Annotated in this window: 16 protein-coding genes; 7 read left to right on the top strand and 9 right to left on the bottom strand. The window is 58.7% G+C overall.

Going from position 1 to position 25,122, the window contains the following annotated elements:
- Positions 1 to 179: 179 nt before the first annotated feature.
- On the bottom strand, positions 180 to 1,763 hold the full coding sequence (locus tag ICA15_RS20805) for a peptide chain release factor 3 (protein ID WP_042557621.1): 1,584 nt from the start codon (positions 1,761 to 1,763) through the stop codon (positions 180 to 182).
- Between the two features lie 440 nt (positions 1,764 to 2,203).
- Here ICA15_RS20805 and ICA15_RS20800 point away from each other — a divergent pair, with 440 nt between their 5' ends.
- From ICA15_RS20800 to ICA15_RS20780, 5 genes are all read left to right on the top strand, one after another.
- Positions 2,204 to 2,893 (top strand): ABC transporter permease, encoded by a 690-nt coding sequence (locus tag ICA15_RS20800; protein ID WP_169432591.1) that lies wholly within the window; start codon positions 2,204 to 2,206, stop codon positions 2,891 to 2,893.
- 21 nt (positions 2,894 to 2,914) lie between these two features.
- Entirely contained in the window at positions 2,915 to 3,808 is an 894-nt protein-coding gene (locus ICA15_RS20795) for a glycine betaine ABC transporter substrate-binding protein (RefSeq protein WP_150595073.1), read from the top strand.
- A 13-nt stretch (positions 3,809 to 3,821) separates the two neighbouring features.
- Positions 3,822 to 4,475, top strand: a complete 654-nt coding sequence (locus ICA15_RS20790; RefSeq protein ID WP_150604442.1) for an ABC transporter permease — start codon at positions 3,822 to 3,824, stop codon at positions 4,473 to 4,475.
- Entirely contained in the window at positions 4,472 to 5,629 is a 1,158-nt protein-coding gene (locus tag ICA15_RS20785; protein WP_150617112.1) for a betaine/proline/choline family ABC transporter ATP-binding protein, read from the top strand. The genes ICA15_RS20790 and ICA15_RS20785 overlap by 4 nt, the downstream gene beginning before the upstream one ends.
- 652 nt (positions 5,630 to 6,281) lie before the next feature.
- Positions 6,282 to 7,445 (top strand): type III PLP-dependent enzyme, encoded by a 1,164-nt coding sequence (locus tag ICA15_RS20780; RefSeq protein ID WP_150617111.1) that lies wholly within the window; start codon positions 6,282 to 6,284, stop codon positions 7,443 to 7,445.
- 40 nt (positions 7,446 to 7,485) lie between these two features.
- On the opposite strand, the gene ICA15_RS20775 is transcribed toward ICA15_RS20780, so the two are convergent.
- The 4 genes from ICA15_RS20775 to ICA15_RS20760 form a co-directional block, all read right to left on the bottom strand.
- Positions 7,486 to 8,364, bottom strand: a complete 879-nt coding sequence (locus ICA15_RS20775) for a hypothetical protein (protein WP_210554510.1) — start codon at positions 8,362 to 8,364, stop codon at positions 7,486 to 7,488.
- A 44-nt stretch (positions 8,365 to 8,408) separates the two neighbouring features.
- Complete coding sequence (locus ICA15_RS20770; RefSeq protein ID WP_210554509.1) at positions 8,409 to 10,622, bottom strand: alpha-xenorhabdolysin family binary toxin subunit A; 2,214 nt, start codon at positions 10,620 to 10,622, stop codon at positions 8,409 to 8,411.
- Positions 10,623 to 10,853: 231 nt separating this feature from the next.
- Positions 10,854 to 11,609, bottom strand: coding sequence for a tetratricopeptide repeat protein (locus tag ICA15_RS20765; protein ID WP_210554508.1), 756 nt, complete (start codon positions 11,607 to 11,609; stop codon positions 10,854 to 10,856).
- Positions 11,606 to 12,286 (bottom strand): Fe2+-dependent dioxygenase, encoded by a 681-nt coding sequence (locus tag ICA15_RS20760; protein WP_042557612.1) that lies wholly within the window; start codon positions 12,284 to 12,286, stop codon positions 11,606 to 11,608. The genes ICA15_RS20765 and ICA15_RS20760 overlap by 4 nt, the downstream gene beginning before the upstream one ends.
- 207 nt (positions 12,287 to 12,493) lie before the next feature.
- Between ICA15_RS20760 and ICA15_RS20755 the strand changes: the two genes are divergently transcribed.
- Together ICA15_RS20755 and ICA15_RS20750 are read left to right on the top strand one after the other, a co-directional pair.
- Positions 12,494 to 14,797, top strand: a complete 2,304-nt coding sequence (locus ICA15_RS20755; protein WP_210554507.1) for a TonB-dependent receptor — start codon at positions 12,494 to 12,496, stop codon at positions 14,795 to 14,797.
- A 214-nt stretch (positions 14,798 to 15,011) separates the two neighbouring features.
- Positions 15,012 to 17,540: a PepSY domain-containing protein gene (locus ICA15_RS20750; protein WP_210554599.1), complete on the top strand. Its 2,529-nt coding sequence runs from the start codon at positions 15,012 to 15,014 to the stop codon at positions 17,538 to 17,540.
- Positions 17,541 to 17,650: 110 nt separating this feature from the next.
- Here ICA15_RS20750 and ICA15_RS20745 read toward each other — a convergent pair whose 3' ends face one another.
- The 4 genes from ICA15_RS20745 to ptsP all read right to left on the bottom strand — a co-directional run bounded on the left by ICA15_RS20745 (position 17,651) and on the right by ptsP (position 24,878).
- A complete protein-coding gene (locus tag ICA15_RS20745) occupies positions 17,651 to 19,192 on the bottom strand; it encodes an alkaline phosphatase D family protein (protein WP_210554506.1) in 1,542 nt (513 codons plus the stop codon).
- Between the two features lie 138 nt (positions 19,193 to 19,330).
- On the bottom strand, positions 19,331 to 21,064 hold the full coding sequence (locus tag ICA15_RS20740) for a PTS fructose-like transporter subunit IIB (RefSeq protein WP_210554505.1): 1,734 nt from the start codon (positions 21,062 to 21,064) through the stop codon (positions 19,331 to 19,333).
- Between the two features lie 11 nt (positions 21,065 to 21,075).
- On the bottom strand, positions 21,076 to 22,017 hold the full coding sequence (gene pfkB / locus ICA15_RS20735; protein WP_210554504.1) for a 1-phosphofructokinase: 942 nt from the start codon (positions 22,015 to 22,017) through the stop codon (positions 21,076 to 21,078).
- The gene (gene ptsP, locus ICA15_RS20730) at positions 22,017 to 24,878 is read right to left on the bottom strand and encodes a phosphoenolpyruvate--protein phosphotransferase (RefSeq protein WP_210554503.1); all 2,862 of its coding nucleotides are present in this window, start codon (positions 24,876 to 24,878) and stop codon (positions 22,017 to 22,019) included. The genes pfkB and ptsP overlap by 1 nt, the downstream gene beginning before the upstream one ends.
- Between the last annotated feature and the right edge of the window lie 244 nt (positions 24,879 to 25,122).

Below are 25,122 nucleotides of genomic sequence, written 5' to 3'. Positions count from 1 at the left end.
AACACAGCCACCACTGTAAGACCTGACAGTTGACAAAGAGCAGAACATACGATCACAAGTTTAAATCTGCCACACTGTGCCTTCGTCCCTTTTCGAGGCACAAAAAAAAACCCACAGAGAAATTCTGTGGGTTTTTTTGCACGTCTTAAGTATCGAGGGTCAATAAGCGACACTGATCGTTAGTGATGCTCACGCGTCGCACGGAATTTCACGTCCGGCCAGCGCTCTTCCATCAGGGCCAGGTTAACCCGGGTCGGGGCGAGGTAGGTCAGGTGACCGCCGCCGTCGACTGCAAGGTTTTCTACAGCCTTGTTGGAGAACTCCTCAAGCTTCTTCTTGTCGCTGCATTCGATCCAGCGTGCGGAGTACACGGTGATCGGCTCGTACGAGCACTCAACCTTGTATTCCTCTTTCAAGCGGCTGGCGACCACATCGAACTGCAGCACACCGACGGCGCCGAGGATGATGTCGTTGCTGCGCTCCGGGAAGAACACCTGGGTGGCGCCCTCTTCGGCCAACTGCTGCAAGCCTTGGCGCAGTTGCTTGGATTTCAGCGGATCGCGCAGGCGTACGCGGCGGAACAGTTCCGGGGCGAAGTGCGGGATGCCGGTGAAGCTCAGGGCTTCGCCTTCGCTGAAGGTGTCGCCGATCTGGATGGTGCCGTGGTTGTGCAGGCCGATGATGTCGCCGGCAAACGCCTCTTCCAGTTGCTCACGCTCGGAGGAGAAGAATGTCAGGGCATCGCCGATGCGCACGTCCTTGCCGGTGCGCACGTGGCGCATCTTCATGCCTTTCTCGTACTTGCCGGAGCAAATGCGCATGAAGGCGATGCGGTCGCGGTGTTTCGGGTCCATGTTCGCCTGGATCTTGAAGATGAAGCCCGAGAACTTCTCTTCAACCGGCTCCACGGTGCGCTCGTTGGCGACACGGGCCAGCGGACGCGGCGCCCAATCGACAACGGCGTCGAGCACGTGGTCAACACCGAAGTTGCCCAGCGCGGTACCGAAGAACACCGGGGTCAGTTGACCGTCGAGGAATTCCTGCTGGTTGAATTCGTGGCAGGCACCCTGCACCAGTTCCAGCTGATCGACGAAACGATCGTACTCGTCGCCCAGATGCGCGCGCGCCTCGTCGGAGTCGAGCTTCTCGATGATCCTGGTTTCGGTGCGTTCGTGACCGTGACCGGCGGTGTAGACAATGATGTAGTCGTCGGCCAGGTGATACACGCCTTTGAAATCGCGGTAGCAACCGATCGGCCAGGTGATCGGCGCAGCCTTGATCTTGAGGACGGCTTCGATCTCGTCGAGCAGCTCAATCGGATCGCGGATGTCGCGGTCGAGTTTGTTGATGAAGCTGACGATCGGCGTGTCACGCAGACGGCAGACGTCCATCAGCGCAATCGTACGCGGCTCGACACCTTTACCGCCGTCGAGGACCATCAATGCCGAGTCCACCGCCGTCAGGGTGCGATAGGTATCTTCGGAGAAGTCTTCGTGGCCCGGGGTATCGAGCAGGTTGACCATGTGGTCGCGATACGGGAACTGCATGACCGACGTGGTAATGGAAATACCCCGTTGTTTCTCCATCTCCATCCAGTCGGATGTCGCATGGCGGTCGGATTTACGGGATTTCACCGTGCCCGCAATCGCAATCGCCTTGCCCATCAACAGGAGCTTCTCGGTGATCGTCGTCTTACCGGCATCGGGGTGGGAAATAATTGCGAAAGTGCGGCGTTTCGCGACTTCGGCGGCCTGGTTGGTCATGGGAAATCGCCTGGCGGTGATTCAAAAAAGGGCGCCGAGTATAGCTTAAAATGTGACCGCCGAACCACCGTCCCTCGGCCCCGCAAGCCCTGTAGGAACTGCCGCAGGCTGCGATCTTTTGATCTGTTGCGCTAGAACAAAGTCAAAAGATCGCAGCCTTCGGCAGCTCCTACAGGTGGCCAGATGGCATCTTATGTGGGAACCTTTCAGCGCTCGGAGACGTCCATCCCCTGTTACGAATTTTCGTCAGGGGCTGAAAAATCAGCAAGTTAGCCTGACGAGGCTGCGCTCATGGCTCGCTTTCAGACCGCTTTTTGCCGGTGCTGAGGGAGCTGCTTCTCGCGAACGTTTATTCCCGGCAGCCAGGCATGGCATGCGACGGCGTTCGCCGACTATAAAAAAGGAGTCCGCCTGTGGCTATCCGCTATGGCAAAGGGCTGATGGGAGGTGCGGTGGTAATCGCGCTCCTGGCCCTGCTGGTCCACTGGATCGGCATCAACACGATCGAACACTACCGCGACGATTTGTTGTTTTACCTGCAAGCTCATCTGATTCTTGTCCTCGCTTCAATGCTGGCCGCCCTTGTCGTGGGCATCCCCGCCGGCATCTTTCTCAGTCGCCCGACCATGGTTGGCCGCGCTGAACGCTTCATGCAGATCTTCAATATCGGCAACACCGTGCCGCCGCTGGCCGTACTAGCGATCGCCCTGGGGATTCTGGGCATCGGCAGTGGCCCGGCGATCTTCGCTTTGTTCCTCGCTTCCCTGTTGCCGATCGTGCGCAACACCTATGAAGGCCTGAAAAACGTCCAGGGTTCGCTCAAGGAAGCGGCCGTCGGCATCGGCATGACCCCGCGTCAGGTGCTGTGGCAGGTCGAACTGCCCAACGCCGTGCCGATCATTGTCGGTGGCGTGCGTGTGGCCTTGGCGATCAATGTCGGGACGGCGCCACTGGCGTTCCTGATCGGCGCCAACAGCCTCGGTAGCCTGATTTTCCCTGGCATCGCCTTGAACAATCAGCCGCAACTGCTGCTCGGCGCCGCGTGCACCGCGCTGCTGGCCCTGCTGCTCGATGGCGTGGTCACCCTCGCCAGCCGTCTCTGGCTGGAACGCGGTTTGCGCCCGTCTTAAGGCCTCGGCAAAGGAATTCACATGAAACGACTTAGCTTTATCTTAGGCTGCGTCCTGCTGTTCGCAGGAATCGCACAAGCCGCCGACAAACCGGTTATCCGCCTCGGCGCCCGCGTGTTCACCGAGCAGACCCTGCTCGCCGAAATCACCGCGCAATACCTGCGCAGCAAAGGCTACGACGCGCAGATCACCGGCGGTCTGGGCAGCAACCTGGCCCGCAGCGCCCACGAAAGTGGCCAGTTGGACATGCTCTGGGAATACACCGGCGTGTCGCTGGTGGCCTATAACCATGTCACCGAAAAACTCGACAGCGCTCAGTCCTACGCCCGGGTGAAAGAACTCGACGCGAAAAAAGGCCTTATCTGGCTGACTCCGTCGAAATTCAGCAACACCTACGCCCTCGCGCTGCCAAAAAAAGTCGCCGAGCAATATCCGCAGATCAACAACATCAGTCAGTTGAACGAGGTGTTGCAGGCTGAAGCGAAGACCAATCACCTGGTCGCACTCGACACCGAGTTCGCCAATCGTTCCGACGGCCTGCTCGGCATGGTCAAGCTCTACGACATGAACCTCAGCCGCAAAAACATTCGGCAGATGGATGCGGGACTGGTCTATACGGCGCTGCGCAACGGCCAAGTGTTTGCCGGTCTGGTCTACACCACCGACGGTCGCTTGAATGCCTTCGGCCTGAAGCTGCTGGAAGACGACAAGCACTACTTCCCCGACTACACCGCCGCACCGGTGGTGCGTCAGGCAACGCTGGACGCCAACCCGAAACTGGCCGAGCAGCTCAAGCCACTGGCCGAACTGTTCGATGACGAAACCATGCGCCAGCTCAACGCGCGGGTCGATGTCGATCACGAAAGCCCATCTGCTGTTGCCGCCGATTTTCTGCGCCAACATCCGTTGAATTAAGGGAGGAAAAGTCATGGAATTTTTGAACGCCTTTTCCCATCTCGACTGGCAGCAGGTGCTGCACCTGACCTGGCAGCACATCACGCTGGTTGGCATCGCTGTCACGCTGGCGATCCTCGTCGGTGTGCCGCTGGGCATTTTGATGACGCGCTTCCCGAGCCTCGCCGGCCCGTTGCAAGCCAGCGCCACAGTGCTGCTGACCGTGCCGTCGATTGCACTGTTCGGCCTGCTGCTGCCGTTCTACTCAAAGTTTGGCCAAGGCCTCGGCCCGATGCCGGCGATCACCGCGGTGTTCCTTTATTCACTGCTGCCGATCATGCGTAACACCTACCTGGCGTTGACCGGCGTTGAGCCGGGCATCCGCGAAGCCGCCCGCGGCATCGGCATGACCTTCGGCCAGCGCCTGCGCATGGTCGAGTTGCCGATTGCGGTGCCGGTGATCCTCGCCGGTGTGCGCACCGCCGTGGTGATGAACATCGGCGTGATGACCATCGCCGCGACCATCGGCGCTGGCGGCCTCGGCGTGTTGATCCTCGCCTCCATCAGCCGCAGTGACATGTCGATGCTTATCGTCGGCGCGCTGCTGGTCAGTCTTCTGGCGATCTTCGCCGACCTGTTTTTGCAATGGCTGCAACGCTCGTTGACTCCAAAAGGATTACTCAAATGATCGAACTTCAAAACCTCAGCAAGACCTTCCAAAGCAACGGCAAAGACGTCAAAGCCGTGGATTCGGTGAGCCTGACCGTCAATGAAGGCGAAATCTGTGTGTTCCTCGGGCCATCGGGTTGCGGCAAAAGCACCACGCTGAAGATGATCAACCGCCTGATCAAACCGACCTCGGGCAAGATCCTGATCAACGGTGAAGACACCACCGATCTGGACGAAGTAACCCTGCGTCGCAACATCGGCTACGTGATCCAGCAGATCGGTCTGTTCCCGAACATGACCATCGAAGAGAACATCGTCGTGGTGCCGAAACTGCTCGGCTGGGACAAGCAGCGATGCCACGACCGCGCCCGCGAACTGATGAGCATGATCAAGCTTGAACCCAAGCAGTATCTGCATCGTTACCCGCGCGAGTTGTCCGGTGGTCAGCAGCAACGTATCGGCGTGATCCGCGCACTGGCGGCAGATGCGCCGCTGTTGCTGATGGACGAACCGTTCGGTGCGGTCGACCCGATCAACCGCGAGATGATCCAGAACGAGTTCTTCGAGATGCAGCGCGCGCTGAACAAGACCGTGATCATGGTCAGCCACGACATCGACGAAGCGATCAAGCTTGGCGACAAGATCGCGATCTTCCGCGCCGGCAAGCTGCTGCAGATCGATCACCCGGACACGCTGCTCGCGCATCCGGCGGACGACTTTGTCAGCAACTTCGTTGGCCAGGACAGCACGCTCAAACGTCTGTTGCTGGTGAAGGCTGAAGACGCGGCGGACAACGCGCCGTCGGTGAGCCCGGAAACCCCGGTGGCCGATGCGCTGGAATTGATGGACGAGCATGACCGTCGTTATGTCGTCGTCACTTGCTCCGAGAACAAGGCGCTGGGTTATGTGCGACGTCGCGACCTACACCGTCAGACTGGCACCTGCGCGCAGTATCTTCGCGAGTTCAACGCCACAGCAGCGTACGACGAGCATTTGCGCATCCTGCTGTCGCGCATGTACGAGTTCAACCGCTCGTGGCTGCCGGTGATGGATGCCGACCGGGTGTTCCTGGGTGAGGTCACGCAAGAGTCGATTGCCGAGTATCTGAGCTCCGGCAAATCTCGCGGCGGCAAGACCAGCATCGTTTCGCCGGCTGAGGCGGTAGTCGCCTGATTATCTGGTAAAAACACAAAAACCTGTGGGAGCCAGCCAGCTAGCGATGGGGCAATGCCAGTCAAAACTGTTTTGATGATGAAATTGTCATCGCCAGCAGGCTGGCTCCCACAGGTTTAGTGCAATTCTTGAAGGTTTCACAGGCCGGCAAAAAATATCAACACACGCAGCGTTGAAAGCGCTTCGAAATCACCCTGCACCACAACCAAAATCCCTCCCGGCCTATCTTCTTGCACCCAACGTCGCCGATGTTGCACTCATCACACTTACCCAGGATTTAGCAGACAAAAGCAGCGAACGTGCAGGTATTTTTAACACCCGAAAATCCGTGGGAAACATCTGTCCGTCATCTGGGTCGGCTACAAAGAGTGATATCCGCGTCGCACGTCAGAAGCGTGCAAAAACGCGACATTTTTAGTTGATCTCAGGCCCCTCACGCCCTAAAGTTCGCGCCGAACGTCCATGCTGGAAACGATCCATCCGGCTCAAGTACTGACGACGAGACAGCAAGGCCAAGGGAAAGAAGCTGCATTTCCCATGGCCTTTTTGCTTTCGGCGACATGCCTTGGGAAGTAGGCGAACCAAAGTGGGGATACGGAGGACGTTCATTTTTACCCATGTTTATTATTGTTTGCCCTTAGGAGTTCCCAGCATGTCGATCAACGTCGAAGATTATTTCGAGCGCGCCACTTTTGACAAAATGAAGGCGTTCGCCGACAAGCAAGAAACCCCGTTCGTGGTGATCGACACCGCGATGATCAGCCAGGCCTACGATGACCTGCGCGCCGGTTTTGAATTCGCCAAGGTCTACTACGCAGTCAAGGCCAACCCGGCCGTCGAAATCATCGACCTGCTCAAAGAGAAAGGTTCGAGCTTCGACATCGCCTCGATCTACGAGCTCGACAAAGTGATGGATCGCGGCGTCAGCGCCGACCGTATCAGCTACGGCAACACCATCAAGAAATCCAAGGACATTCGCTACTTCTTTGATAAGGGCGTGCGTCTGTTCTCCACCGATTCCGAAGCCGACCTGCGCAACATCGCCAAGGCTGCGCCGGGCTCGAAAGTCTACGTGCGCATCCTCACCGAAGGCTCGACCACCGCTGACTGGCCTTTGTCGCGCAAATTCGGCTGCCAGACCGACATGGCCATGGACCTGCTGATCCTCGCCCGCGACCTGGGCCTGGTGCCTTACGGCATCTCGTTCCACGTTGGCTCGCAGCAGCGCGACATCAGCGTGTGGGACGCGGCAATCGCCAAGGTCAAAGTGATCTTCGAGCGCCTGAAAGAAGAAGACGGCATCGAGCTGAAGCTGATCAACATGGGCGGTGGCTTCCCGGCCAACTACATCACCCGCACCAACAGCCTGGAAACCTACGCCGAAGAAATCATTCGCTTCCTCAAGGAAGACTTCGGTGATGACCTGCCGGAAATCATTCTGGAGCCGGGCCGTTCGTTGATTGCCAACGCCGGTATTCTGGTCAGCGAAGTAGTGCTGGTCGCACGCAAGTCGCGCACCGCTGTTGAACGCTGGGTTTATACCGATGTGGGCAAATTCTCCGGCCTGATCGAAACCATGGACGAAGCGATCAAGTTTCCGATCTGGACCGAGAAGAAAGGCGAGATGGAAGAAGTCGTCATCGCCGGCCCGACCTGCGACAGCGCCGACATCATGTACGAGAACTACAAGTACGGCCTGCCGCTGAACCTGGCGATCGGTGATCGCATGTACTGGCTGTCGACCGGTGCGTACACCACCAGTTACAGCGCGGTTGAGTTCAATGGCTTCCCGCCGCTGAAGTCGTATTACCTTTAACTGACGCTTTAAATGAAAAGGCCCATGCATGGGCCTTTTTTTATTTGCGCAGCCAAGTCTCAAGCTGGTTAACCATGGCCATGAACTCGTCAGCCAATGCCGTGGTCGCGGCTAGTCTGAAATTCAACTCGCCCAGCTTCGACACGCGTTCTGCCCTTGATAACTCATTGATCGCAGTGTCCATGTACGATCCCGTCGCCTCAAGAAACATACCGACTTGCGAACTCACGGACGCCAGTCCATTGAACAAAGTGCCAATATCAGTTTTGTATTCTGCGGCCCGAATCACTGCATTCGCGGAAGAATAAGTGATATCCCAAAACGGCGTAGTGCGGGCTTCCCGGAACAATTCCTGGACAACCGTTGGCTGGGCATGGCACTGGCAGGAGCGATGATCCATTGCCTTGGTAAATACCGACCTGAGCCCAAAGGACTCGTCATGCACCTCGGCGACTGTATATTTCAGTTGTTGAATCATCGCTCTGATTTGATAAAACCGCAGTACCAATTCGTGAACCAGATCGGGTACATCGTTAGGCGCAAACAGCCTCCAGGTCGGCGACCGGGACAAACTGTACCACTTGAAATCCACCTGACTGAGGGGTTCATTTCTCGAAGTACGACTGGTTATTTCCCGGTTTTCTTGCGCAAACATAGTGAGGTCTGCGACGTAAGCACTGCACAGATTCCGGGCTTCTTCTGTGCGCCCCCAGAGTTCTTGCAAATAGCGCTCATTGAATCGTGCATTGTTCAGACGCGAATCACCGGCCAACACCGCGAGTGCATGACCGCTGGCTTTTCGACGGGCAAATACCACCGGGATGTTGTTGATGGTCGTGTGAAGAGAGCCGAGAAACCTTGTATAGCGATCCAGCACGCGCCGCTGCGCAGCAGAAAGGTCATAGGAAAGTATGTCCATAACTATTCAAGAAGCGATGGGCGCGCAGCCCACCGCCCCACTCCTTATGATTGAACAGCCTTCAGATACCTGACGACGTCGGTGATCCGGGCAATGGCGGCATCAGCCCGCTCCTCGACAGGTTGTGACTTGTCCTGCCTGAAGTCTCGGCGGAACGATTCAAAACCAGTAACCAGATTCGAGTACTCGTTCACATAACCCCAACGACCCTCGTCCAGTTGATCCAGAGCGTTGACCAATTGAATTTTCCCGTCTATCCGGGCGATATCGCTTTTGTATTTCTTCAACTGCCCCCGCAAGTCAGCGGCTTTATCCCTGAGCTTGTTGTAAGCATCCAGCATGTTCATGAACGAGATCGCGTCACCAATACCGGAGATGATTTTTTTCAGGCTGTCGATCGCCAGCATTGCAATTTGAATCTGCGGCGGTGCCAAACCCAGGGCTTTCAGATTATCCAGCGTCAATTGCGCTTCCTGGCCGATCTTTTCCACACCGGCCTTCGCGATCAAGTCGATCCCTTCGGATACCGATTTCATCTGTTCTTCCAGATCGGTCAATTTCTCTTCGGATTTGACCTTGAGTGCTTCCGTTACATCCAGATCCCGTTGCAGTGTTGCAATCCATTGTTGAGAAGTGGCCCGGTCGTAAGCTTTACTTAGACTATTGCGGGTATCTTCAAAATCTTGAGATCGTTCGGAGATTGTGTTGAAGATAATTCCTAGCTCCGTCTCCATCTCAGCATGAATTTCATCCATTTCCCCAGGATCACCGAGATCGGCCTGACTGTTTTTCAACTTGCTCAGCGATTGCCGTAAATGGATGATCGTCGCCCCAGCCCGATCACGCATATCAAACGTCGCCTTCTGAATTGCAACGGTCAAATCGTTCATGGCGCCGACTGTGCCTGGCAGATAATTGAACTGTGCAAATAGCATTTGCGCCGTGGTATTAACTCTACTCACCTCGAGTGCATGACGACGCAGAGCCACCACATCCAGTTCCGAACTTGTATTATCTTGTGCCGAAAGCATTACTGTCTTACTCCTGAACGATCGAAAGGTGTTTCCATACTCTTTATCCGCTGCTGCAAACACGCCAAGCAGTTGATCAGCACTGGTTCTGATATATCCCCACGGATCGATAATGGAGATGATCTGATTCTTGAACTTGCGCAACGACGTGGCCTCATGCAGCGAATCGACCTCTTTGAGGGATGCCGTGACATAAGTACTCAACGCATTCCATACCAACATGAGGTTTTGAGTTGCAACTTCAGCTTCGATCGCTACATAGTCAAGGTTTTGCAAGTCATCCCGTATCTTGTTCAAAGAAGTCAATGTTTGGCTCTTACTGGCCATTTTCTGATTGGCAGCCTGTTGTTCGCCTTTGAGTTTATTGCGCTCCTTGCGGATCTCTTCTGCCTTTACGCCCTGATAGATAGCGAGGATCAATCCTGCGAAGGGAGAGGACACAGCAGACTTGATGGCCTCTTGAACCATTTGATCATATTGTTTATTGAGTTCATCAATCTCCTTCGAGCGTTGGTCGATCTCCTCTTGCAGCACCTTAATGTCCGCCTGATAGGTATTCCTCGAAACAAACTCCAGACGCAATTTGATCTCGGGCAACACTTTCTCGCGCATATCAGTGCCAAAACTGTCCAGTTGTTCACGGACCCGTTCAGCTTTCTGATGGCTTTGCCTGACATAGGCAAGCATGTCGTTAAGGTATTTTTTTATCTCCGGAACATCGTCCTCCGGCAATTCGAGATCAGGAAGACCAGGTATCTTCCTCTTGAGCTCCAGATACTGCTCAGGGGTATTTATATTGTGTTCTTCCAGGTATCTGGACACTTTCAAATCTTCATAGATCTCGACTATTCCGCTGCCTATCCGGATGATATTGCCGGCAAAAATCTTCAGATCGGTGCCTGTAAGCATGATTTGTTCACGCAACGGCGACCAACGTCTGGCGTGATCATAAGTAGTGTTAAATGTACGCAGAAAGTCTGCCGGCTTGAGACCGATGCCGCCGCTATCACCTGCGCCGTAGTTCAAGTATGCAATAACATCCTGCAAGCGCACGGGCAAAGACAGCCCTAGAACCTCATACTTTCTTAAACTGATAATCTGCTCTTTGGTTAGCTGAATACCGGTATCTCGATTGTATTCATCACCTTCACCGAGCGAGGCACTGATAAACACGACAGGTGCTTTCGCGGCATTTTCAACAATCTTGTTATCTATCCTGAATTCCATAAGAGACTCCATGTCTGCTTTGAATATTTATTAAAGTCAATCGCGATTCGACCTTGTCGAGTTTTAAATCAACTCAATCACGGATATCGCAAAACAACCTTAGGACAACAAGATAAAAACTAACAAGCGCTTAAATATTAGCAATCAAGACAGCATAACTACTTAGCCAAGCCGTTAACGCCCGGGCGCATCACCCACCCTATTAAAACAACTAACGATAAAACCAACTCATTACGATTCCATCAACTGCGACAAGCGCAATTTATAAGCGTCGGCCATTGCGCGAATGCGTAAGTGCGGTGCATTCATCAGCGACTCGCCGGCGACTCGCAGGAAGTTTGCATTGCCCCCCGCCAGCGCTTTGCGCAGCCAGACAAGGGCATCATCGATCTGGCCATCGTCGGCGAGGATCGCGGCGTGACTGAACTGCCCACGAAAATCACCGCCCTCGGCCGCACGGCGATACCAATCACGCGCGGCCAGTGAATCCTGCGGACAATGGCGTCCGTCTTCCAGGTAGCGGCCCAACAGATTCATTGACTTGGCGTGGCCCAGCTTTGCAGCACACTGATACAGGATCAGTGCTTGCGCCTGGTTCTCGGCGATGCCGCGACCGGTAGCGAGCAGGTTGGCGAAGTTGTACATCGCCCAGTCCAGCCCGGCCTCGGCGGCAATTCGATAGTGCTGCACCGCAACCGCAGCATCCGCCTCACAGCCCCAACCATGTTCGTTACAACGCCCGAGCATGTTGCGCGCCATCTGATGCCCTTGCCGAGCAGCGATACCAAACCAGCGTAGCGCCAAGGGTTGATCCTGCGCGATCCCCTGACCATCGAGCAGGATCTGCCCGAGCAACGCCTGCGCCTCGACAACGCCCTCGCCCGCGGCCAACAGAATCGCCTGCGCCGCACGACCCGGGCTCTCTTCGAGCATGGCGTTGAGTTGTTCGCCGTCGAGGACTTCCTGACGACGCAGCTGAAAACTCATACCTCGACCCAGCGCCGCAGCAAGTTGTGATAAGTGCCGGTGAGGCGGATCAGCGAAGGGTGATCAGGCAGGTCTTGCGTGAGCTGCTGGATCGCCCCGTCCATCTCGAACAGCAAGGCGCGCTGGCTGTCTTCGCGCACCAGACTTTGTGTCCAGAAGAATGAGGCGTAACGCGCGCCGCGAGTGACCGCGTTGACTTTATGCAGGCTGGTGCCGGGGTATAGCACCATGTCGCCGGCGGGCAGTTTCACTTGTTGGGTGCCGAAGGTGTCCTGGATCTCCAGTTCGCCGCCGTCGTAATCCTCGGGCTCGCTGAAAAACAGCGTGGCCGACAGGTCGGTGCGCACTCGCTCGATGCTGCCCTTGGGCTGGCGCACGGCATTGTCGATGTGGAAGTCGAAACTGCCACCGGCCGTGTAACAGTTCACTAACGGCGGGAAAACTTTGTGCGGCAGTGCGGCAGACATGAACAGCGGATTTTTCCACAGCCGCTCGAGCATCGCCGCCCCGATTTCCTTGGCCAGCGGATGGCCTTCGGGCAGTTGCAGATTGTGCTTGGCCTTGGCCGATTGATAACCGGCGGTGATCTTGCCGTCAGCCCAATCTGCCTGTTCCAGCGCCTCACGAATGCGCTGCACTTCGTCTTTTTCAAACAGACCGGGGATGTGCAGCAGCATGGCAATGTCACCTGATGGCAAAGAGGCGGCAATGGTATTGATTCTTATTGTCTGTGTAAAACCTGCAAGACGAATGAACAGGCGAAAACCGTAAGACTAAATTGTAAAGAATGTAAATTCAGTGCGAATAACAATATTTCGCAATTGATACGAATACCCGTTTACCCTATATTCCGCCGCCTCAAATCCTTGGGGAGGGGAATAAAAATGGCACGTCAACTCGCACAATTACCGGTCAGTTCACCACGTCTGCTCGCCTCTGCAATTGGCGTGGCAATCACCGCCGGTTCCGCCGGCCACATGGTGTTTGCCGCCGAAAAGACCGACAGCAAAGCTTCCGGCAATGCCATCGCCCTGGACGCCACCGCCATCACTGGCGAAGCGCAGGACGCGACGTCCTACCAGGTCGAGAAAGCCTCCTCGCCCAAGTACACCGCGCCGCTGATCGACACGCCGCGCTCGGTCACCGTCATTCCGCAGCAAGTCCTCAAGGACACTGGCGCCCTGAACATGCAAGACGCCCTGCGCACCGTGCCGGGCATCACCTTCGGCGCCGGTGAAGGTGGCAACCCACAAGGTGACCGTCCGTTCATCCGTGGCTTCGACGCCCAGGGCGACACTTACCTGGATGGCGTGCGCGACACCGGTTCGCAGAGCCGCGAAATCTTCGCAGTAGAGAACATTGAAGTCAGCAAGGGCCCGAACTCCGCTATCGGCGGTCGCGGCGCGGCGGGCGGCAGCATCAACCTGGTGAGCAAGAAAGCTCATCTGGGTAACTCGTTCGACGGTGGTTTCACTTGGGGCTCCGACCAGACCCAGCGTTACACCCTCGACGGCAACTACCAGTTCAGCGACACCGCTGCTGGCCGTCTGAACCTGATGAGCCACGAAAGCAACGTCGCCGGTCGCGACAAAGTCGATTACGACCGTTGGGGCATCGCGCCTTCCCTGGCCTTTGGTCTGGGCACCGACACCCGCGTCAACCTCGATTACTACCATCTGGAAAGCAACGACACGCCGGACTCGGGCATCCCGTACAGCTTTTCGAGCCCACGCACCAAGTCCAATCCGGACAAGCCGTATGCCGGTGGCGACGACAGCAACTTCTACGGTCTGGATCGCGATTTCCGCAAGGGCCGCACCGATACCGCGACGTTCGCCATCGAGCATGACCTGAACGACTCGCTGACCATCAAGAACACCCTGCGTCACGGCACCAGCATGCAGGATTACATCCTCACCCAGCCGGACGACAGCAAGGGCAACGTCAACAACGGTAGCGTCTGGCGTCGGGCGAATACGCGGGTCAGCAACACCGAGACCACCACCAACCAGACTGACCTGTTCGGCAATTTCTATGTCGCCGGCTTCAAGAACAGCTTCTCAACCGGTGTCGAATACACCCGTGAGGAAAGCCAGAAGTCTTCGTACAACGTCAACACCGACACCACGCCGCGCACCAGCGCCGTGACCACCAACTGCAACCCGGGATTGATTGGTGCAGCAAGCGGCTACAACTGCACCTCGCTGTCGAATCCAAACCCGAACGATCCATGGAATGGCGCGATCTCGCGCAACTACGCCGGCACCGACACCAAGGCCAACACCTACGCGTTGTATGCGTTCAACACCCTGGAGTTGTCCGAGCAGTGGCTGGTGAACATGGGGTTGCGGTATGACCACTTCGACACTGAGTACAAGACCTACACCGCCGCCGGCGCTACCACGGCCAAGGGCGATGATGTCAGCGAGTTCGTTACCGGCCAGTTCGGCGTGGTTTACAAGCCTGCGGAAAACGGCAGCATTTATGCTTCCTACGCCACCTCGGCCACACCACCGGGCAACACTCTCGGTGAAGGCATGGACGGCAACCCGTTGGGCGGCAGCAGAGATCGCGCCGGCAATCTGCTGAGCAGTGACATGGAGCCGGAAACCACCAAGAACTATGAAATCGGCACCAAGTGGGACTTGCTCAATGATCGCCTGTCGCTGACTGCTGACATCTTCCGCACCGAGAAAGAAAACGCCCGCGTGCAAGTCGATACCACCTCGTACGAGAACGCTGGCAAGACCCGCGTGCAAGGTGTCGAGCTGTCGGCCAGCGGCAAGCTCACTGACAAGTGGCAGGTGTTCGCCGGTTACGCCTTCATGGATAGCGAACAGGTTGATGGCGGCCCGCTGAACCGCGCCACCGACGGCAACCAATTGCCTAACACACCGAAAAACAGCGCCAGCCTGTGGACCACTTACCAGGTCACGCCGAAGCTGACGATTGGTGGCGGCGCGTTCTATGTCGACGACGTGTTCGGCAACGTGGCCAACACCACCATGGTTGATTCGTACGTTCGCTACGACGCGATGGCGGCCTACAAGCTGACCAAGAACGTCGACCTGCAACTCAACGTGCAGAACCTGACCGATGAAACCTACTACGACAAAGCTTTCTCGACCCACTTCGCCAGCCAGGCAGCGGGCCGTACGGCACTGTTGAGCACCAATTTCCACTTCTAAAAGCTGTAGGAGCGGCGGCACGCTGCGATCTGTTGATCTTGTTTTTGCTGTTGAAAAGAAAGATCAAAAGATCGCAGCGTGCCGCAGCTCCTACAGAACAGCGAGCCCCGTTCATTCGATTGAACGGGGCTTTTGTGCGTAATCAAGAAGCTTCTCGACAACCCACGGCATAATGCGCGCCGTGATGACAATTTCCGAACGGACGGCGAGTGACGTGTTGAAGAAAACCCTGTTCCAGTTGCACTGGTTTTTTGGCATCACCGCAGGACTGGTGCTGGCCCTGATGGGCATCACCGGCGCGGCCTATTCGTTTCAGGACGAAATCCTGCGGGCGCTGAACCCCTCGGTCTTGCAGGTGGAAAAACAGGTCGCCGGCGTGCTGCCGCCCGTTGAATTGGTAGAGCGCATCGAAGCCACTTCGGGCAAGAAAGTCTCGATGCTGTCGGTGGAGACCGAAAGCGGCCACGCGGCGAAAGTATTCTTCACCCCACCCAAGGGTGAACGTCGCGGCGAAATGCGCTACTTCGATCCGTACACCGGCGAGTTCATGGGCAACGCCGTCGGCCAGGATTTCTTTGGGCTGATGTTGCAACTGCACCGCTTCCTCGCCATGGGCGACACCGGGCGCAACATCACCGGAGCCTGCACGCTGATCCTGGTGTTTTTCTGCCTCTCCGGCCTGTACCTGCGCTGGCCTCGGCAGTGGAACAGTTGGCGCGTGTGGCTGACTCTGGACTGGAAGAAGAAGGGCCGCGCCTTTAATTGGGACCTGCATTCGGTGGCCGGCACGTGGTGCCTGTTGGTGTATCTGCTGCTGGCGCTGACCGGGTTGTCGTGGTCATACGAGTGGTACAACAAAGGCCTGACCAGACTGCTTTCCGACGCCCCGCAAAACGAGCGTGTGCGCGGCGGTCGCGGCCCGGCGCCGGAAGGCCCGGCACCCATCGCCGACTACTCAGCGATGTGGAGCAGCATCTACAGCGCTGCCGGTCCAGGCCTGTCTGCCTACAACATCCGCATGCCGCCCGTGGCTGGCCAACCGGCGACGGTGTTCTACCTGCTCGACAGCTCGCCGCATGATCGCGCGCTGAACCAGATCACCCTCGACCCGGCCACCGGCATCGTCAAACGTGTCGACCGCTATGCCGACAAGAGCTTCAAGGCGCAATTGCTGACCAGCATTTACGCACTGCACGTCGGCAGCTATTTCGGCCTCGTCGGACGGATCATCATCACTGTCGCGGCGGTGTGCATGCCGTTGTTCTTCATCACCGGATGGCTGCTGTACCTTGATCGTCGCCGTAAGAAAAAGCAGATCAAGGATGCGCGCAAAGGCTTCGAACCGCCGGCCGGCGATGCCCCGGCGTGGCTGATCGGCTTCGCCAGCCAAAGCGGTTTCGCCGAGCAACTGGCGTGGCAGACCGCTGGCCAATTGCAGGCCGCCGGGTTGCCGGTGAAAGTGCAGCCGCTGGCGAATGTCAGCGAAAAAGATCTGCGCGAATCGAGCAATGCGCTGTTCGTGGTCAGCACCTTCGGCGACGGTCAGGCCCCCGACAGCGCCCGTAGTTTCGAGCGCAAGGTGCTGGCCAAAGCATCGACACTCGACAACTTGAGCTACGCCGTCCTCGGGCTTGGCGACCGGCAGTATCAGCACTTCTGCGGTTTCGCCCGACGCCTGCATCAGTGGCTGAGCGAGCACGGCGGCAAGACCCTGTTCGCCCCGGTGGAAGTCGACAGCGGCGACCCATACGCCCTGCGTCATTGGCAAACTCAACTGGGCTTGCTCACCGGACAGGCACCGGTCGACACCTGGCAGGCACCGACCTACGAAAACTGGACGCTGCTGCGCCGTGAACTGATGAACCCTGGCAGCAGCGGTTCGCCAGTTTATCTACTGAGCCTGAGCGCACCGACCACCAGCAGCTGGCTGTCCGGCGACCTGGTCGAAGTGCTGCCACGCAACTGCCCGTGGGTCATCGAGCACTTCCTCGACGGCCTCGGCATTCGTGGCGAGACGACGGTGAAAATCAACGGCCTCGATGAACCGCTTGAAGTGGCACTGGCCTCGCGCCAATTGCCCCAGCACCGCGCGCATCTGGTTGGCCTGCATGCGCAGTCGTTGGTCGATGCGATGGTGCCTTTGGCCATGCGCGAATATTCGATCGCCTCGATTGCCGCCGACGGTGTGCTGGAGTTGATCGTGCGTCAGGAACAGCACGCCGACGGCACGCTGGGCATCGCTTCAGGCTGGTTGACCGAGCATGCGCCGGTGGGCGGCAGCATCAGCTTGCGGGTGCGCCGTAACAGCGGTTTCCACCTGCCAAATGAACCGCTGCCGATGATTCTGATCGGTAACGGCACGGGGCTGGCCGGGTTGCGCAGCCTGCTCAAGGCACGCATTGCTGATGCTCAGCAGCATCAGTGGTTGCTGTTCGGCGAGCGTAATCGTGAGCACGATTACCTGTGCCGTGCGGAGCTGGAGGAGTGGTTGATCAACGGCGATCTGGCGCGGCTGGATCTGGCGTTTTCGCGGGATCAGGCAGAGAAGATTTATGTACAGGATCGCTTGCGGGAATCGGCGGATGAGTTGAAGAAATGGCTGGCAGAGGGTGCGGCCATCTACATCTGTGGCAGCCTGCAAGGGATGGCTTCAGGGGTAGACCAGGCACTCAATGACATCCTCGGCGCAGCTGAAGTTGAACGCCTGATTGAGCAGGGTCGTTATCGTCGCGATGTTTACTGACACCCCCACTTCCCTGTAGGAGCTGCCGCAGGCTGCGGTCTTTTGACCTTGTCTTTTTTTAAAACCAGGATCAAAAGATCGCAGCCTGCGGTAGCTCCTACAGGGGGGGTTCAGACTGGCTGCAGTTTCTGTTCGAACACACTGACCCCATTCAAATCCCGCAACACCACGCTCATCTCCCCGCTCTGCCCTTCAATATTCACCTCGCCAAAAAACTGAAAGCCGGCAAACGGTGACATGTTCTGCGCCGTCGGTGCCTTCTCGAAAACCACCTCAGGCCCAAAGGTCTTATCCAGCGGATTAGGCCCGAAACTTCCGGCATTCAACGGCCCTGCGACAAACTCCCAGAACGGCTCGAAATCCTGAAACGCCGCGCGATCCGGGTGATAGTGATGCGCCGCGCAGTAGTGCACATCTGCGGTGAGGAAGACGAAATTGCGCACCTGCTGCGCCCGCAGAAAACCGAGCAATTCAGCGATCTCCAGTTCACGTCCCTGCGCCGGCCCAGGTTCGCCGTTCGCCACGGCTTCCCAGCGCGCAACACCCGGGCTCACCTCGCCGTCAGGCACACCCAGGCCAATCGGCATGTCTGCCGCGATGACCTTCCACTGCGCTTTCGAGGCCTTCAACCCGCGCTTGAGCCAATCCAGTTGCTCACGCCCCAGGAACGGTTTTGCTGCGCCGAGGTTGTCGTCGTTGGCCTCGCGATAGCTGCGCATGTCGAGCACGAACACATCCAGCATCGGCCCGTACTTGAGCTTGCGATAAATTCGCCCGCCCGCGTCAGCCGACTGCAAACGCATCGGCGAATATTCCAGCCAGGCCTTGCGCGCGCGACCGACCAAGGTGTGGATATCTTTTTCCTGATAGCGCTCGTCGAGTTGCTTGCCGGGCGACCAGTTGTTGACCACTTCATGGTCGTCCCACTGCCAGATCTGCGGCACTTCGGCGTTGAAGCGGCGGATGTTCTCGTCCATCAGGTTGTAGCGGTAATTGCCGCGATAGTCGTCGAGGGTCTGGGCGACTTTGCTCTTGGCTTCGGTGGTGATGTTGCGCCACACGCGACCGTTTTCAGTGGTCAGTTGCGCCGGTACCGGGCCGTCGGCGTAGATGGTGTCGCCGCTGTGAATAAAGAAGTCCGGCAGGCGCAAACGCATGGCTTCGTAGATGCGCATGCCGCCAATGTCCGGATTGATGCCGAAGCCCTGGCCGACGGTGTCGCCGCTCCAGACGAAACGAATATCACGCCGCGCCGAGGGTGCGCTGCGCAAGTGGCCGAGCCAGGGTTCGCTGGCGACGCCGCTGCGGGCGTCCTTGAAATACACGCGATAGAAAATCGCCTGATCGGCGGGTAACCCGGTGAGTTCGACGCGGGCGGTGAAGTCGCTGCGGGCATCCGCTAGCGCCGAAACGATCCGCCGTGGATTGCGAAACTGGCTGCGGGTGTCCCACTCGACCACCATGCGTGCCGGGCGGTCGCTGCGGCTCCAGATCATCGCGCGGTCGCCTTGCAGGTCGCCGGACTGCACGCCATCGGTGAGTTGCGGCCGATCCTTGACCGACGCGATGACCGCCGGCGCCAACCCGGGCATCAGCAGTCCGGCCCCGACCACTTGCATGACCCGCCGGCGACCCACATTGAAATCGCTCATGCTGTTCTCCCTGGAAAAAGGAAAACTTAAGCACGAGATCATGAATCGGGGATGACAAAAAAGATCGCAGCCTTCAGCAGCTCCTACAGAGAACCGCGATCCCCTGTAGGAGCTGCCGAAGGCTGCGATCTTTTGCTTTTATGCTTTTACCGGCTCCAGCGCCAACTCCACCGCTTCCGGGCGTTTGACCGTCGCATACACAACGGCAGTCAACAGACTCCCCGCGACAATCGCCAGCAGATACAGCAACGCGTGGTTGATCGCATTCGGAATCGCCAGCACAAACAACCCACCGTGCGGCGCCATCAGCTTGCAGCCGAAGTACATCGACAGCGCGCCGGTCAATGCGCCGCCGGCAATGCTCGCCGGAATCACCCGCAGCGGGTCCTTCGCGGCAAACGGAATCGCCCCTTCGGAGATAAAGCACAGCCCCAGCACGAACGCCGCTTTACCGGCCTCGCGTTCGGTCTGAGCGAATTTGCGTCGGGCAATGAACGTGGCGATACCCAGACCAATCGGCGGCACCATGCCCGCTGCCATGGTCGCGGCCATCGGTGCATAACTCTGCGACGCCAACAGCCCCACCGAGAACGCATACGCGGCTTTGTTGATCGGCCCGCCGAGGTCGACGCACATCATGCCGCCGAGCAATACACCGAGCAGAATCGCGTTGGTGGTGCCCATGCTGTCGAGGAAATGCGTGAGCGCCGCGAGCATGTCCGCGACCGGTTTGCCGACTACATAAATCATCACCAGCCCGGTAAACAGGCTGGCGAACAACGGGATGATCAGAATCGGTTTCAGTGCTTCAAGGCTTTGCGGCAACGCGACATAACGACTGATCGCCTTCGCCGCGTAACCGGCGATAAACCCGGCGACGATCCCGCCGATAAACCCGGCGCCCAAGGTACTCGCCAGCAAACCGCCGATCATCCCCGGCGCCAGGCCCGGACGGTCGGCAATCGAATAGGCGATGTACCCGGCCAGCAGCGGCACCATCAACTTGAACGCGGTTTCGCCGCCGATCTGCATCAGCGCTGCCGCCAGCGTGCCTTCTTCCTTGAACGCGGTGATGCCGAACACGAATGACAGGGCGATCATCAAACCGCCCGCCACCACCATCGGCAGCATGAACGACACACCGGTCAGCAGATGTTTGTAGACACCGGTTTTCTCGGATTTTGCCGGTGCCTTGCCGTCACCGGCAGCGCTTTCCTGCACGCCTTCCGCCAGCGCTTTTTTCAGCGTGTCTTCCGATTTTTTGAGGGCAACGCCGGTGCCGCAGCGGTAGATTTTCTTGCCGGCGAAACGCTCGGTGGCGACTTCGATATCCGCCGCCAACAGCACAACATCAGCCTCGGCAATTGCGGCTGCGCTCAACGGGGTTTTCGCGCCGACCGAGCCTTGGGTTTCGACCTGCAAGTCATAGCCCAGACGCTTGGCCGTTTGCTGCAACGCTTCGGCCGCCATAAAGGTGTGAGCAACACCGGTCGGGCACGCAGTGATCGCCACGATGCGCGGTGCACGGGCCGCAACAGCCGCGGGAACAGCTTCGGTAGCGACGTAGATTTGCGCTTCTTCAGCACCACGGCGCAGCACCGCTTCGACATCTTGGAGGGCTTGCGCAGGTGCAATCTGGAAGACCCGTTTGCCGACAAAACGTGTCATGTCGACGTTGCCGGTGGCGACCAGCAACACCCACTCTGCCGCCGCGATGGTGGCTGCCGACAATTCACGTTCGGGGTGCGCAGCGTCGACTACTTCGACGCTGGTGCTCCAGCCCTGACGCTGGGCCGCTGCGTCGAGCAAACGGGCGCACAGCACACTGGTGACCATGCCGTTCGGGCAGGCCGTAACAATGGCTAATTTCATGACAAACCCTCTTATTGTTCTGTCAGGGGGCGCACGCGCACGCCCTGTTCGAGCTGCGCCAGTTGCGCGGCGTCGTTGATGCCAAAACCGATCTGCGTGACCGCCAGCGCAGCAATCGCCGTGGCCGTGCGCAGGGTTTGCTCAGGCGTGTCGGCACTGAGCAAACCGTGAAGCATGCCGGCCAACAGCGAGTCACCGGCACCGACCGTGCTGGCGACGCTGACCTTGGGCGGCGAGGCATGCAGCGCCGAGCCGACGCTGAACCAGTTCACGCCGTCGGCGCCGTGGGAGATCACCACATGATCGATACCCTGAGCATGCAGATGCGCTGCCGCTTGTACCTCGGCCGCGCGGGAAACCACTTCGCAACCCAGTGCATCGGCCAGCTCTTCGGTGTTCGGCTTGATCAGCCACGGCCTGGCCTGCAACGCAGCGCGCAACGCTTCGCCGCTGGTGTCGAGGGCGACTTTCAGACCGAGTTGATTCAGCCGTTCGATCAGTTCACGCAACCACTGTGCAGAAACGCCGCGCGGCAAACTGCCGGCGACCACCACCGCGTCGTGCCCCGGCGCGATCTGCACCAGACGATCGAGCAACGCCTGCTGCGCCGCAGCATCAACCATCGGTCCTGGGCCGTTGATGTCGGTGATGCGCCCGTCGTGCTCAGCGATTTTGATGTTGCTGCGCGTCTCGCCCGGTACGCGGATGAATGCGTCAACAAATCCACGTTTGGCGAACAGGGTTTCGAATGCTTGCAGGTTGTCTTCACCCAGAAACCCGCTGACCGTCAGTTGATGGCCAAGGTCGGCCAGCACTTGCGCGACGTTGACGCCTTTGCCGGCAGCATGGGTGTGCATCTCGTCGCTGCGGTTGACCTGACCGGCCGCCAATATCGGCAGCTCGACCGTGAGGTCCAGCGCCGGGTTGAGCGTCAGGGTAAGAATCCTGGCCATTACAGGGCCTCCACTAATGCGCGCACTTCGTTGGCGCTGCCCACGCTGAGGGCTTGTTGAGCAACGGTTTGCGCCTGGGTCAGGCTGAGTTCGCGGATGCGCGCCTTGACCTCGGCAATGCTGCGCCCGGACACACTCAGTTCATCCACACCGAGGCCGACCAACACCGGCACCGCCAGCGGATCGGCTGCCAGTTCACCGCAGACGCCAACCCATTTGCCATGGGCATGGGCCGCACGCACGGTGATGTCGATCAGTTGCAGCACCGCCGGGTGCAAGCCGTCCGCCTGTGCCGACAGGGTCGGATGACCGCGGTCGATGGCCAGGGTGTATTGCGTCAGGTCGTTGGTGCCGACGCTGAAGAAGTCGACTTCTTTGGCCAGTACCGGTGCGAGCAATGCGGCGGATGGCACTTCGATCATGATCCCCAGTTGCAGATCAGCCACCGGTATTTCCAGGCGCAAGCGCTCGGTCATGTCGCGGGCCTGACGCCATTCGTCGACGCTGCCGACCATCGGGAACATGATCCGCAGCGGCCGGTTATCCGCGGCCCGCAGCAAGGCGCGCAATTGCGCTTCCATGATCTGCGGACGCTGCAACGTCAGGCGAATCCCGCGGACACCGAGGAACGGGTTTTCTTCCTTGGCGATCGGCCAATACGGCAGCGGTTTGTCGCCGCCAACATCAAGCGTGCGCACCACCAGCGGTCGCCCGGCGAGGCCATCGAGGACGCGGCGATATTCGGCTTCCTGGGTGGCTTCGTCCGGCGCTTGCGGGTGCGCCATGAAAATCAGTTCGGTGCGCAGCAAACCAATGCCTTCCGCGCCCTGCTCCACCGCGCTGATCACGCCAGCGCTTTCGCCGATGTTGGCGAACACTTCCACGGCGTGACCATCGGTGGTGTGCGCAGGTTGATGGCGTTGTTCGGCGGCGGCTTTAAGGCGTTGCTCGCGGGTGTCGCGTTCTTCGACGGCGCGTTGCAACGTTGCCGCATCGGCGTCTACATGCAGACGACCGCGTTGCCCGTCGAGCAGCAACGGCGTGCCCGGCGCCAGCAACAGCACTGCCGCGCCAGCACCGACCAGCGCGGGAATGCCGAGTGCACGGGCGACGATTGCGCTGTGTGCGGTAGCGCCGCCGCGCGCGGTGAGAATCCCTGCCACGCGCGCCGGATCAAACCGCGCGACGTCGGACGGGCCGACCTCGTCCATCACCAGAATGTACGGCTGCTCAGGCTCGCTAGGCGTCTCTACCCCACACAACTGCGCCAGCACGCGACGACCGATGTCACGCAGATCCGCCGCACGTTCGGCGAGCAAGGCGTCCTGCAACGATTCCTGTTGTTTGGCGGCCGCTTCGATCACCGCCATCCACGCCGCTTCGGCGCTTTCACCTTGCTTGAGGCGCGTGTCGACTTCATCGGTGAGTTCCGGGTCGTCGAGCATCTCTTGGTGGGTGATGAAAATCTCGCGAATCGCCTTGGCTTTGCTGCGTTCGATCAAACCTTGAATGTCGTTGCGCACGTCACTGAGCGCTTGCTTGAGACGCTCGCGCTCGACGGCGGCGGATTCGCCACGCAACGGGTATTCGATGGTTTGTTGCACTTGAATATGCGCCGGGCCAATGGCGATACCCGGCGCGGCGGGGATCGCGTGCAACTGAGTGCCGGACGCCGGGGCGATCAGCACTTCAGCGATGTCGGCGAAGACTTCGCGCTGCTGGCTCACGGCGGGCAGCGGCTCGACTTCTTCACCGAGGCCTTCCTCGATGGCGGCGAGCAGCGCAGGCAAGGCGTCGGCGGCGATGCTCGGTTCGGCAATCAGCTCCAGCACCTGACCGCGACGGGCGCCGAGGCTGAGCAGTTTGCTGAGGCTTTTCACCGACACGGCGCTATCCTCACCGTCGACGATGCGCACGCGAATCTCGCCGTCAAAACTCTTCGCCAATTGCGCGAGGATCTTCGCCGGCCGCGCGTGCAAACCGTGGGCATTGGCCAGCGCGATACGGGCGCTTGGCCAGTCGGCGGGCAACTCACCGCCGAGCACTTCAAGGACTTTACGGCTGCTGGTGGCCCGACCCAATTCATGGCCGCGGCCTTCGATGAGCAACGCACACAGGCGTTCCAGCAGGGCCTGATGCGCCTCGCCGAGACTGGCCAGACAGAACAGACCGCTGAGTGGCTGGCCGAGGTAACGCATCGGTTTATCCGGGGTGACAAACGCCAGGCCCGGACGTTTCACGGTTTGCTCGCTGTGCAGCCACCACAAGCCATCGCCCAATGGCAGCGCTTCGACTTGCTGCAATACCGCGGCGAAACCGTTGCTCACGCAATCGGCCTGGCGCAGCAGGCGCGCGCCACGCCAGACCAGTTCTTCAAAATCGTCAGCGGAAACGCCGAGGCCGATCATCTGCGCGTCCAGCGCCAGTTCCTGCGGTGCGCCTTGCAGCAGTTTCAGCAGCGCTTCAGGAGAACTGGCGCGACGCAGAGCCTGGCCCAGATCGGTCTCGCCGAGTGCACGGGTGAGCAGTTGCAGCAGGCGCAAGTGTTCGTCGGATTTGGCGGCAATGCCGATGGCCAGATAAACGATCTGGCCATCGCCCCAATCGACACCTTCGGGGAACTGCATCAGGCGCACGCCCGTGGTAAACACCAGCTCGCGGGTTTCGGGGGTGCCGTGGGGAATGGCAATACCTTGACCGAGAAAGGTCGAGCCCTGGGCCTCACGCGCCTGCAATCCTGCGAGGTATCCGTCGGCGACCAGACCATCGGCCACCAGATGACTGGCCAGCAATTGCAGAGCAGCGGGTTTATCCACAGCCGATTGGCCCATGGATATCTGCTCTATAGTGAGCTCGAGCATGCGATCTCCTTTTTGGCGTTTTATGGCGCCAGGTATTGTTTTGAATGAGTTGCAGCTTAGGCGCTCTGCGCGATCCTTTTCAGGGGCAGTTTTGGCGGTTTCACGGCAGAACCGGCCAAAGGCGTCTAAAACGTAGAAAATACGCTTGCTGAAACGTTTAATCTAGATTGATCGGCACGTTACTCGATAATGTCTCATCCTTGAAGTCCAACTTGTCGGATGCGCGTAGACAATAAGTCGTCTG

It is taken from the genome of Pseudomonas sp. P116, assembly GCF_020149425.1.
GTDB lineage: Bacteria > Pseudomonadota > Gammaproteobacteria > Pseudomonadales > Pseudomonadaceae > Aquipseudomonas > Aquipseudomonas anatoliensis.
This window is presented reverse-complemented; position numbering and strand designations above follow the sequence as displayed.

Coding starts and splice junctions, on each gene's coding strand:
- ICA15_RS20785 (WP_150617112.1), top strand. CDS start 4,472: ATGATCGAACTTCAAAACCTCAGCAAGACCTTCCAAAGCAACGGCAAA.
- ptsP (WP_210554503.1), bottom strand. CDS start 24,878: ATGCTCGAGCTCACTATAGAGCAGATATCCATGGGCCAATCGGCTGTG.
- ICA15_RS20755 (WP_210554507.1), top strand. CDS start 12,494: ATGGCACGTCAACTCGCACAATTACCGGTCAGTTCACCACGTCTGCTC.
- ICA15_RS20800 (WP_169432591.1), top strand. CDS start 2,204: ATGGGAGGTGCGGTGGTAATCGCGCTCCTGGCCCTGCTGGTCCACTGG.
- pfkB (WP_210554504.1), bottom strand. CDS start 22,017: ATGGCCAGGATTCTTACCCTGACGCTCAACCCGGCGCTGGACCTCACG.
- ICA15_RS20765 (WP_210554508.1), bottom strand. CDS start 11,609: ATGAGTTTTCAGCTGCGTCGTCAGGAAGTCCTCGACGGCGAACAACTC.
- ICA15_RS20760 (WP_042557612.1), bottom strand. CDS start 12,286: ATGCTGCTGCACATCCCCGGTCTGTTTGAAAAAGACGAAGTGCAGCGC.
- ICA15_RS20805 (WP_042557621.1), bottom strand. CDS start 1,763: ATGACCAACCAGGCCGCCGAAGTCGCGAAACGCCGCACTTTCGCAATT.
- ICA15_RS20790 (WP_150604442.1), top strand. CDS start 3,822: ATGGAATTTTTGAACGCCTTTTCCCATCTCGACTGGCAGCAGGTGCTG.
- ICA15_RS20740 (WP_210554505.1), bottom strand. CDS start 21,064: ATGAAATTAGCCATTGTTACGGCCTGCCCGAACGGCATGGTCACCAGT.
- ICA15_RS20745 (WP_210554506.1), bottom strand. CDS start 19,192: ATGAGCGATTTCAATGTGGGTCGCCGGCGGGTCATGCAAGTGGTCGGG.
- ICA15_RS20780 (WP_150617111.1), top strand. CDS start 6,282: ATGTCGATCAACGTCGAAGATTATTTCGAGCGCGCCACTTTTGACAAA.
- ICA15_RS20795 (WP_150595073.1), top strand. CDS start 2,915: ATGAAACGACTTAGCTTTATCTTAGGCTGCGTCCTGCTGTTCGCAGGA.
- ICA15_RS20770 (WP_210554509.1), bottom strand. CDS start 10,622: ATGGAATTCAGGATAGATAACAAGATTGTTGAAAATGCCGCGAAAGCA.
- ICA15_RS20775 (WP_210554510.1), bottom strand. CDS start 8,364: ATGGACATACTTTCCTATGACCTTTCTGCTGCGCAGCGGCGCGTGCTG.